At 73.0% G+C, this 9,790-nt stretch carries 10 protein-coding genes; 4 read left to right on the top strand and 6 right to left on the bottom strand.

From position 1 onward, the window contains the following. The 3 genes from KIK05_RS46210 to KIK05_RS46200 form a co-directional block, all read right to left on the bottom strand. A partial coding sequence (locus KIK05_RS46210; protein ID WP_284681644.1) for a biotin/lipoyl-containing protein occupies positions 1-377 on the bottom strand: 377 nt, incomplete at its 3' end. 37 nt (positions 378-414) lie between these two features. Then, complete coding sequence (lpdA, locus tag KIK05_RS46205) at positions 415-1,794, bottom strand: dihydrolipoyl dehydrogenase (RefSeq protein WP_214417302.1); 1,380 nt, start codon at positions 1,792-1,794, stop codon at positions 415-417. A gap of 159 nt (positions 1,795-1,953) precedes the next feature. Then, the gene (locus KIK05_RS46200; RefSeq protein WP_214417301.1) at positions 1,954-3,492 is read right to left on the bottom strand and encodes a leucyl aminopeptidase; all 1,539 of its coding nucleotides are present in this window, start codon (positions 3,490-3,492) and stop codon (positions 1,954-1,956) included. Between the two features lie 109 nt (positions 3,493-3,601). On the opposite strand from KIK05_RS46200, the gene KIK05_RS46195 reads away from it, so the two are divergent. The 3 genes from KIK05_RS46195 (at position 3,602) to KIK05_RS46185 (ending at position 5,942) form a co-directional block, all read left to right on the top strand. Then, a complete protein-coding gene (locus tag KIK05_RS46195; RefSeq protein ID WP_214417300.1) occupies positions 3,602-3,949 on the top strand; it encodes a GntR family transcriptional regulator in 348 nt (115 codons plus the stop codon). 73 nt (positions 3,950-4,022) lie between these two features. After that, on the top strand, positions 4,023-5,003 hold the full coding sequence (locus KIK05_RS46190; RefSeq protein WP_214417299.1) for a DUF1648 domain-containing protein: 981 nt from the start codon (positions 4,023-4,025) through the stop codon (positions 5,001-5,003). Between the two features lie 39 nt (positions 5,004-5,042). After that, positions 5,043-5,942 carry a CPBP family intramembrane glutamic endopeptidase gene (locus KIK05_RS46185; protein WP_214417298.1) on the top strand — a complete coding sequence of 300 codons (900 nt, stop codon included), beginning with the start codon at positions 5,043-5,045 and terminating at the stop codon, positions 5,940-5,942. 3 nt (positions 5,943-5,945) lie between these two features. Here the strand turns inward: KIK05_RS46185 and KIK05_RS46180 are convergent, their stop codons facing one another. Together KIK05_RS46180 and KIK05_RS46175 are read right to left on the bottom strand one after the other, a co-directional pair. Further along, the gene (locus KIK05_RS46180) at positions 5,946-6,716 is read right to left on the bottom strand and encodes an adenosylcobinamide-GDP ribazoletransferase (protein ID WP_214417297.1); all 771 of its coding nucleotides are present in this window, start codon (positions 6,714-6,716) and stop codon (positions 5,946-5,948) included. A 10-nt stretch (positions 6,717-6,726) separates the two neighbouring features. Next, entirely contained in the window at positions 6,727-7,830 is a 1,104-nt protein-coding gene (locus KIK05_RS46175) for a bifunctional adenosylcobinamide kinase/adenosylcobinamide-phosphate guanylyltransferase (protein ID WP_308250440.1), read from the bottom strand. Positions 7,831-8,152: 322 nt separating this feature from the next. On the opposite strand from KIK05_RS46175, the gene KIK05_RS46170 reads away from it, so the two are divergent. Further along, positions 8,153-8,359, top strand: coding sequence for a hypothetical protein (locus KIK05_RS46170; protein WP_214417296.1), 207 nt, complete (start codon positions 8,153-8,155; stop codon positions 8,357-8,359). 217 nt (positions 8,360-8,576) lie between these two features. Here KIK05_RS46170 and KIK05_RS46165 read toward each other — a convergent pair whose 3' ends face one another. After that, a complete protein-coding gene (locus KIK05_RS46165; protein ID WP_214417295.1) occupies positions 8,577-9,575 on the bottom strand; it encodes an aldo/keto reductase family protein in 999 nt (332 codons plus the stop codon). Positions 9,576-9,790: the final 215 nt, after the last annotated feature.

Below are 9,790 nucleotides of genomic sequence, written 5' to 3'. Positions count from 1 at the left end.
TGCGGGATCGAGGAGGCCGGGGCGGGCGCCGGAGCGGGAGCCGGGGCCGGAGCGGGAGCCGGGGCCGGCTCGGGCTGCGGCTGCGGCTCGGGCTGGGCCTGCGGCTCCGCCTGCGCCGGAGCGGCGGCGGCCGCGGAGCCGTTCTGGTCGATGACGGCCAGCTCGGCGCCGACCTCGACGGTCTCGTCCTCGGCAACGACGATCTTGGTGATGACGCCCGCGGACGGCGAGGGGATCTCGGTGTCGACCTTGTCGGTGGAGACCTCGAGCAACGGCTCGTCGGCCTCGACGCGGTCCCCTTCCTTCTTCAACCAGCGGGTGACGGTGCCCTCGGTCACGCTCTCGCCGAGCTGGGGCATGGTTACGGAAACCGGCATGGTGTCGTCTTCTCTCGCGTTTCCTTGTGAGGGCTTACTAGTTGTGTACGTGAAGGGGCTTGCCTGCGAGGGCGAGCATCGCCTCGCCGACAGCCTCCGACTGGGTGGGGTGGGCGTGGATGAGCTGGGCGACCTCGGAAGGCAGGGCCTCCCAGTTGTAGATCAGCTGACCCTCGGTGACCAGCTCGCCCATGCGCTTGCCCACCATGTGGACCCCGAGCACCGGGCCGTCCTTCTGGGAAATCACCTTGACGGCGCCCTGCGTGCCCAGGATCTGGCTCTTGGGGTTGCCGCCCAGGTCGTAGACGAGCTCGGTGATCTCGTAGCCGCGCTCGCGCGCCACGGCCGACGTGATGCCCACCGAGGCGACCTCGGGGTCGGAGTAGGTGATGCGCGGCACGCCGGCGTAGTCGATCGGCACCGGGTCGAGCCCCGCGATGTGCTCGGCGACGAGAATGCCCTCGGCGAAGCCGGCGTGCGCCAGCTGCAGGGTCGGGATCAGGTCGCCGACGGCGTAGACGCCCGGCACGGACGTGCGGCAGTACTCGTCGACCACGACGGTGCCGCGCTCGATGGTGATCCCGGCCTCCTCGAAGCCCATGCCCGAGGTCACGGCGCCGCGGCCGACGGCCACCAGGAGCAGCTCGGCGTCGTAGGTCTTGCCGCCCTCGAGGGTCACCACGACACCCGTGTCGGTGGTCTTGACGCTCTCGAACCGCGTGCCGAGCTCGTACTTGATGCCCCGGCGGCGGAAGGCGCGCTCCAGGAGCTTGGAGCTCGACTCCTCCTCCAGCGGAAGCAGGTGGGGCAGGGCCTCGATGATCGTGACCTCGGCGCCGAAGGACTTCCAGACGGAGGCGAACTCGACGCCGATGACGCCGCCGCCGAGCACGATGACCGAGGACGGCACGCGGTCGAGCTTCAGGGCGTGGTCGCTGGTGATGACCCGCTCGCCGTCGATCTCGAGACCGGGCAGCGACTTCGGCACCGAACCGGTGGCCAGCACGATGTTGTGGCCGTCGACGGCCTGGTCGCCCACCATGACGCGGTTCGGACCGGCGAGGCGGCCCTCGCCCTCGATGATCGTGATGCCCTTGCTCTTCAGCAGGCCCTGCACGCCCTTCCAGGCGCGGTTCACGATCTTGTCCTTGAAGGCGTGGACGCCGGGCATCTCGATGCCCTCGAAGCGCGCCTTGACGCCGACGCTGGTGGCCTCGCGCGTCTCGTCGGCGACCTCCGCGGCGTGCAGGAGCGCCTTGGTGGGGATGCATCCCCGGTGCAGGCACGTGCCGCCGATCTTGTCCTTCTCGATCAGCGCGACGGACTTGCCGAGCTCGGCAGCCCGCAGGGCGCACGCGTAGCCGCCGCTACCGCCGCCCAGGACAACGATGTCGAAGGGGCCGCTGCCATCAGCCACTGGAAAGCTCCTTGTCGGATCGGTGGGGCCTCATGGCCGGCTCATGCCCGCGTTCGTGGCGCGGCCGGCCTGCCCAACAGCATCTTTTCACTTGTCTCGCCTACGTGTGACGCGCTTGGCCGCCCGCCGGAGGCCGGGTGCGCGTCACGGGCCCGATCATCATGCCCGGTCGCCGGACTGGTAGCGCTCGGCCAGCGCGACCAGGGTGCGGGTCATGATGCCGGTGCCGCCCTTCGGCGTGTAACCGTGCGGCGCCTCCTTGTTGAAGGCGGGCCCGGCGATGTCGAGGTGGGCCCAGCGCACGCCCGGGGGGACGAACTCGCGCAGGAAGATGCCGGCGGCGAGCATGCTGCCGGAGCGTTCCGGGTTGAGGTTCGCGATGTCGGCGATGGGGGAGTCGAGGCCCTTGCGCAGCTCTTCGGGCAGCGGCATGCCCCAGGCGGCCTCGCCCTGCGCCACCGCCACCTCGACGAGCTCCTCGCGCAGCGCGTCGTCGTTGGCCATGACGCCGGAGGTGCGCCAGCCGAGGGCGACGATCTGGCCGCCGGTCAGGGTGGCCACGTCGACGATGATGTCGGGGTTGTCCTCACCGGCGCGGGCGATGCCGTCGATCAGGACCAGCCGGCCCTCGGCGTCGGTGTCGAGCACCTCGACGGTCTTGCCGGCGTAGGTGCGCAGCACGTCGGAGGGGCGCTGGGCGGTGCCGCTCGGCATGTTCTCGGCCAGGCAGAGGTAGCCGACGGCGTTCACGCGAAGGCCGAGCCTGGCGATGGCGAGCAGCGCGCCGAAGACCGCGCCGGCGCCGCCCATGTCGGACTTCATCCAGGCCATCGAGGCGGACGGCTTGAGCGACAGGCCGCCGGAGTCGAAGGTGATGCCCTTGCCGACGAACGCCACCGTGGTGTCGGCCTCGGGGTGGGTGTAGCCGAGGCGGACCAGCCGGGGCGGGTTGGCCGAGCCCTGGCCGACGCCCATGATGCCGCCGTAGCCGCCCTCCTTCAGGGCGGTCTCGTCGAGGACCTCGACCGAGAGGCCGGCCTTGCCGCCGCGCTCCTCGGCGATCTCGGCGAAGCGGGCCGGCGGCAGGTCGCACGGCGGGGTGTTGACCAGGTCGCGGACCAGGGTGACCGACTCGGCGAACGCGGCGGCGCGGTTCACGGCCTCCTCCGCGCCCTCGGCCCCGCTCAGCACGGCGATCTCCTCGACCGGCGTCGCGACCTCGCCGGTCGTGCGGTACTTCACGAACTCGTAAGCGCCGAGCAGGCCGCCGAGCGCGACGGCCTCCGCCTGCTCGCGCGTGGCGGCGGGCAGTGCGAGGGCGGCGCGGGCGGTGCCGGCCAGCGAGCGGGTGGCGACGCCGGCGGCGCGGCGCAGGACCTCCAGGTCGTACGCGCCGGGCGTCTCGGGCGCGTCGCCGAGCCCGACCGCGACGACGACGGGCGCCGGGATCGCGCCGAACGTCGGGAACTTGGCGACCTCGCCTACCTTGCCGGAGAAGCCGAGCGCGCCGAGTGTGGCGGCGAGGCCGCCGGTGATCGCGCCGTCGACGGCTTCCGAACCCGGCGCGGGGCGGGGGCCTTCTGCAGAGGTGTTGATGCCGACTACGAGAGCGTCGGTCTCCACCGAGCCCGAGTCAGAGGCGTTAAGTCGCACTGTCGTCACGTAGGCCGATGCTAGCCCTGGTTGCGGCGTACGCATAAACGAGGGTTCGTCCGATGAATTCCCGGGCTCCGAGCCTCCATATGGTGCCAATGGCTCTAGCACCATCTCGCGCGTTGGGATGAATGGTGCTAATGTCACTAGCATCATGTTGCTCACACTGGACCTGAACGACCCCCGGCCGCTGCACGAGCAGGTGGCCGGGGCCGTGCGGCGCGCCGTCGCCTCCGGTGAGGTCGTTCCGGGGCAGCGGCTCCCCTCCGCCCGCGAGCTCGCCGCCGCCCTCGGGGTCAACGCCAACACGGTGCTGCGGGCGCTGCGCGACCTGCGCGACGAGGGGGTGCTGGAGTTCCGCCGGGGCCGCGGGGTCTCGGTGCTGCGCCCCCCTGACGGCCGTGAGGTCGTCCTGCGCAGGTCGCGGGAGCTGCTCGAGGAGGCGGAGCGCTACGGCTACCGCCCCGAAGAGGTCATCGAGATCATCCGGGAGCTGGCGTGAGCCGGCCGCCCGGGTGCGTCCCGGCGGCGGCGTGTGACGCGCGACGGCCGCCCGGGGTGTGGAAGGAGTTGTCATGACCGACCGTCCGCGGTTCGTCCTGCTGGCCGGCGCGTGGTTCGTGGCGGTCACGGTCGTCCTGGTCGCCGTCCCGCTCGCGCTGCGCGACCGGCTGCCCGAGCCCCTCGCCACGCACTGGGGCCTGTCCGGGCGGGCGGACCGCGCCATGTCCTTCGGGTCGTGGCTCGCCCTCGTCGTCGTGCTCTGGGCGCTGATCGCGGGCTTCGCGATGTACCGCGTCGTCCGCCCGGCCGCCGGGGCGCGGAGGGTACGCATGAGGCCGGCCGCCGCTCTGCTCGCCGGGGCCGGGGCCGCGGCCCTGGGCCTGCAGTGGGCCGGGCTGGCCGCCAACCTCGGCCGTCCCGACTGGCGCGACGCCGGGCCCCTCGGCTGGCAGACCCTCCTCGTCGTCGCCGCGGCGATCCTCGCCGGAACGATCGGCCGGCTGGTCGTGCCGTCCGAGCCGGAGGACGCCGCGGCGGCCGAGGTGCCCGGGCGCCGGCTGCGGCTGCGGGCCGGGCAGCGGGCGGTGTGGATCTCTTCGGCGTCGAACCCGTGGTCGGTCGGCCTGGCGGCCGCGGGCCTGCTCGGCGCCCTGGTGCTCGCCGCCACGGGGCTCACCGTCCCCGTCGCCGGCGCCACGGTCACGGCGGGTCCGCTCGCCTTCGTCGGCGTCGTCGGCCTGGCCCTGTCGAGGGTCGGCGTCCGCGTGAGCGACAAGGGGCTGGTGATCTCGTTCGGGCCGCTCGCCTGGCCCAGGAGGACCGTCGCCCTCGGCAGGATCCAGAGCGCGAGGGCCGAGGACCGGCGGCCGTCCGAGGTGGGCGGCTGGGGCTTCCGCGGCCTGCCCGGAATGTCGACGATCATGATCCGCGGCGGGGAGTGCCTGGTCGTCCGCTACTCCTCCGGCGGCGAAATCGCCGTCAGCGTCGACGACGCCGAACGCGGCGCCGCCCTGCTCAACACCCTCGTCGCCGAGCGCACTGCCGCTCGCTGACCCCCCCTTCCCCTGCTTGGTTCCCTCTGGAGGTCGGGCATGACCCGTCGCCCCGGTGACCTCGTCACCTTCCTGGTCGTGGCCTTCGGGCTGTCCTGGCTGTGCGCCCTTCCGCTGTGGCTGTCGGGCGGAGGCCCGGCGCTGCTGACGGTGACCGGGCTGGCCATGATGTTCACGCCGACGGTCGCCGTCATCGCCGTCTGGCGCCTGCACCACCGGGACGTCCCGTTCAGGGAGTGGGCCCGCCGCACCGGCCTGACACTCGGCGGACGGCGCGGCCGTACGGCCGGGCTCATCGCGGTGGCCTGGCTGGGCACCGCGCTGCTCACCCTCCTCGCCACCGGGATCAGCGTGGCGACCGGGGTGCTCAGCGCCGACCTGTCCGGGCTCAGCCTGTTCCGGCGGCAGATCGAGGCGGCGGGGCGGACGGGCGCGCTTCCCCTCGACCCCGGGACGCTGGTCGTGATCCAGTTCGTCCAGGGGATCGTCGTCGGGCCGTTGCTGAACGTCGTCCCGTCGCTGGGGGAGGAGTACGGCTGGCGCGGATGGCTGCTGCCGAGGCTCATGCCCCTCGGGACGGCCCGCGCGATGCTGGTCTCCGGGGTGATCTGGGGGCTGTGGCACGCGCCGCTGACCCTGCGGGGATACAACTACCCGCTGCTCGGGCCGTGGGCCGCCCTCATGTTCGTCGGCTTCTGCGTGCTCTTCGGCGTCTTCCTCGGCGGCCTCCGCCTCGCCTCCGGCAGCGTCTGGCCCGCCGCCGTCGGGCACGGCGCGCTGAACGCCCTGGCCGGCCTCCCTCTGCTGATCGGCGACGTCGCCCACCCGCCGAACCTGGCCGTCGCCGGCATCACGGGCGTCGTCGGGTGGGTCCTGCTCGCCGTCGTCGCGGCGGTCGTGCTCGCCAGGCTCGCGAGAAGGCCCGTCGTCGCCGGGTGATCGTCACGGGTGCGCCGCGCACACCAGAAGGGCGGCGGTGGTGGCGATCTCCAGCAGGGCGCCGAGCACGTCGCCCGTGATCCCGCCGAGGCGACGGGTGGCGTGGGCGCGGACGGCCCAAGCCGCGCCCAGGCCCGCCGCCACGGCCAGCGGGTAGGTCACCGGCCGTCCCGCGAGGAGGCCGAGCACCAGGGCCACCAGGGCGACCCCCGCCGTCGCGATGATCGCCGTGCTCTGCCGCACCGTCCCCGCGACCATGGCCCCGAGTCCCTCCGGGCGGGCGGACGGCACGCCGCGCAGGCAGGCCCAGGTGATCGCCAGCCGTCCGGCCGCGCACGCGGGGACCAGGGCGAGCGGCCCGGCCCCGGCGACCGCGGCGGCCTGGATCAGCAGGGTGAACACCAGGGTCACCACGCCGAAGGGGCCGATGTCGGAGCGCTTCATGATGTCGAGCGCCTGCGGGGCCGGCCGGCCGCTGCCGAGCCCGTCGGCGAGGTCGGCCAGGCCGTCCAGGTGCAGGCCCCGCGTCAGCAGGGCGAGCGAGCCGAGGGCGAGGGCGGCCGCGAGCAGCGGCGACACCACCAGCGCGGCGGCGGCCATGACGGCCGCGGCGACGGCTCCGAGGAGCACGCCGACCAGCGGCGCGAGGGCCATCGCCCAGCCCGCGGTCTCCCTGTCGACGCGGGGCATCCCGGCGGGCAGGACGGTGAGCGTCCCGAGGGCGAGACGCAGTCCCGAGACGACGGGATCTTCGGAGGCGGTGGGGGAGGTCATCGTCGGGCCTTCACTGCTGGAGGGGGATGACGCGGCCGGCCACGACGAGGAAGGCCTCCTCCGACTCGGCCGCCAGGCGCTGGTTGAGGCGGCCGAGCGCGTCGCGGAACACCCGCCCGCTCGCCGTCGCGGGCACCACGCTCAGGCCCACCTCGTCGCTGACGGCGACCACCTGCGCCCGCGTCTGCCGCCAGGCCGCGACGAGGTCGTCGCAGCGGGCCGCCACCGCGTCCAGGGCGGTGCCGAACCGGCCGGGCTTGCGGCCCCTGGGCCGGTCGTGGGCCGGGTCGTCCCACGCCCCGCACGCGTCGAACACCGAGGTCAGCCAGGTGCCGATGCCGTCGACCAGCAGCGGCCCGGTCTCCGACCTCAGGAGGGTCTCCAGTTCGGAGGTCTCGATGGTCGTCCAGTAGGGCGGGCGCCGGCGCTGGTGCGCCCGGACCCGGGCCAGCCACTCGGGGTCCCTGCGCCCGGCGGGGCCGGTGGCGACGTAGGTGACGTCGGGCTCGCAGATCAGCCGCATCTCCGCCTCCTCCGACTTGCCGGAGCGGGCGCCGCCGAGGACCAGCACCCGCCTGGGCGGGAGCGGGCGCGCAGGCGCGGGCTGCCGTGTGTCGAGGATCGTCCCGTCGGCGACGGCCTGCGCGCCCCAGAGGGCCAGGCGCCGGCTCAGCTCGGCCTCGGACGGCAGGCGGTGGTCGAGGTGGACGGCGACGACCTGGGTGCGCGGCGTGACCAGGCCCCGCCGCCTCAGGTCGCCCAGCCGCTGCGGACGGTCGAGCAGGTCGATGAGGACCAGGTCGTAGGCGTCCTCGGCCCAGCTCGGGGAGGGGGAGCCGCAGTGCTCGTCCGGCGCGACCGCGTGCAGGACGCGGCCCCGGTCGGGCCCGCTCACCGCGTAGCCGTCGGGTGTGACGGTCATTCGGTACCCCTTGGGGAGCGACGCGGGCGGCGTGAGGGGCAGGCCGGCGGGCGGCGCGAGCCGTACGACGTCGTCGAGGACCACCGCGGTGGGCAGGCGGTGGCCGGGGGAGAGGCGTCCGCACGAGGCGCAGCCGCAGGTGGGCTCGGGCCAGCCGTAGGGGCCGGCCGTGCCGGAGAGCAGGACCTTCACAGGGCCTCGACCCCGGATGCGTCCCGCGTCGCGGGCGACGCTCCCGAAGGCGCCGTGATCAGGGCGGGCGGATCGGGCGGGAGGGAGGCCGCGGGCGCCGTCGCCGGTTCGGGGCCGGCCGAGGCGGCCGGGAAACGGAACGTGGGCGGCATGAACCGACCTCCATCCTCGAAGTGGTCCGGGCGGGGGTCTCCCGTGCTTCTCCTGCGCCGTCTGGCCTGTCCGGCACGTTCACGGCAAGATCTGCGGCAGACTCCAGGAGATAGGGTCTGCACAGCCTGGTGAGGGCATAGGGCAAACCCCGCGAAAAGGAGCGTATGGCATGACTTGGCGCTGGCGTTATGAAAATGCTAATGGCGGTGAGGTTACGGACGGCCTTCTTCCGCGCGAGATCTTTGCGAGCCAGGCCGACGCGGAGTCATGGCTCGGCGAAAACTGGCGGACGCTGCTGAGTTCGGGAGTCGAGCAGGTCACGCTCCTGGAGGACGACAAGGTGGAGTACCGCGGAATGTCCTTGCGTGTGGAGTGAGCCCCTCCGGCCGGCCGGAGGCGACGGCGTCGCACTTCCGCCTGTTCACGGGGTCGCGTCGCCCCTGCTCGCCCGGGCTCCCCATGTGGGCCGGAAAAGGCGCGGCGAGCGGCCCCTTGCCCTTTCCCGTTCTGCTGTGACGCCTGTTGCGATAGTGAAGGGAAAACACAAGGGGCCTTCTTCGTCCTTTTCCGTCGGTCGCTGACCGTTTCGTCCTTTAGGGGCGGCCGGAAGGGCTTTCGGTCAGTGACGGGTCCCGTACGGCGACCGAGCCGATCACCTCGTCGATCCTGGCCATGACGTCGGCGTCGAGCTTCACCCCGGCGGCCTTGACGTTGTCGCGGACCTGCTCGGGACGGGTGGCTCCGACGATGGCGGAGGAGACGTTCGGGTTCTGCAGCACCCACGCCACCGCCAGCTGCGCCATCGTCAGGCCGAGGTCGGCGGCGATCGGCTTGAGCTCCTGCACCTTGGCGAGCAGGTCGTCGTTCATCATCCGGGAGATGAAACCCGACCCGGTGGGGTCGGTGGCCCGCGACCCGGCGGGCGGAGGCTGCCCCGGCAGGTACTTCCCGGTCAGCACACCCTGGGCGATCGGCGACCAGACGATCTGGCCGACGCCCTCCTTCTCGCACAAGGGCACGACCTCGGCCTCGATCACCCGCCACAGCATGGAGTACTGCGGCTGGTTGGAGACGAGCCGGTCGAAGCCCATCTCGTCGGCGATCCTCAGGGCCTCGGCGATCTGCGAGGCCTTCCACTCGCTGACGCCCACATAGAGCACCTTGCCCTGGCGGACCAGGTCGTCGAAGGTCTTCAGCGTCTCTTCGAGCGGGGTCTCGTAGTCGTACCGGTGCGCCTGGTAGAGGTCGACGTAGTCGGTCTGCAGGCGGCGCAGCGAGCCGTTGACGCTCTCGGTGATGTGCTTGCGGGACAGGCCACGGTCGTTGGGGCCGGCACCCGTCGGCCAGTAGACCTTGGTGAAGATCTCCAGGGATTCACGGCGCACGCCCTTCAGCGCGCGGCCGAGGACCTCCTCCGCCCTGGTCCCCGCGTAGACGTCGGCGGTGTCGAAGGTGGTGATCCCCTCGTCGAGGGCCGCGCGCACGCACTCCTTGGCGGCGTCCTCCTCGACCTGGGAGCCGTGGGTGATCCAGTTGCCGTAGCTGATCTCACTGACCATGAGACCGCTGCGGCCGAGATGGCGAAATCGCATGAGATCGACCCTAACGGCCGCGTGGGGAAGATCTGTTTCGGGATAGTCTGCCCGGCGTGCGGCGGCTGATCGGCTCGAGAACGGTACGGCTCGCGCTCACGGCGGCCGCCGTGGGCGCGCTCATCGGCATCGCGGTGTGGGCGCTCCGGCCGTCCCGCCGGAGCGGCCCGGCGTCGCCGGTCGGCGGCGGCCGCCCGCCCGTCCCCTCCACGCCG

The organism is Sphaerisporangium fuscum, assembly GCF_018531465.1.
Taxonomy (GTDB): domain Bacteria; phylum Actinomycetota; class Actinomycetes; order Streptosporangiales; family Streptosporangiaceae; genus Sphaerisporangium; species Sphaerisporangium fuscum.
Note: the sequence above shows the minus strand (reverse complement) of the source record. Positions and strands in the feature narration are given on the sequence as shown.

What these genes read in the sequence shown, in the direction of transcription:
- KIK05_RS46200 (WP_214417301.1), bottom strand. Translation starts at nt 3,492, where the DNA reads ATGCGTACGCCGCAACCAGGGCTAGCATCGGCCTACGTGACGACAGTG.
- KIK05_RS46195 (WP_214417300.1), top strand. Translation starts at nt 3,602, where the DNA reads ATGTTGCTCACACTGGACCTGAACGACCCCCGGCCGCTGCACGAGCAG.
- KIK05_RS46190 (WP_214417299.1), top strand. Translation starts at nt 4,023, where the DNA reads ATGACCGACCGTCCGCGGTTCGTCCTGCTGGCCGGCGCGTGGTTCGTG.
- KIK05_RS46185 (WP_214417298.1), top strand. Translation starts at nt 5,043, where the DNA reads ATGACCCGTCGCCCCGGTGACCTCGTCACCTTCCTGGTCGTGGCCTTC.
- KIK05_RS46180 (WP_214417297.1), bottom strand. Translation starts at nt 6,716, where the DNA reads ATGACCTCCCCCACCGCCTCCGAAGATCCCGTCGTCTCGGGACTGCGT.
- KIK05_RS46170 (WP_214417296.1), top strand. Translation starts at nt 8,153, where the DNA reads ATGACTTGGCGCTGGCGTTATGAAAATGCTAATGGCGGTGAGGTTACG.
- KIK05_RS46165 (WP_214417295.1), bottom strand. Translation starts at nt 9,575, where the DNA reads ATGCGATTTCGCCATCTCGGCCGCAGCGGTCTCATGGTCAGTGAGATC.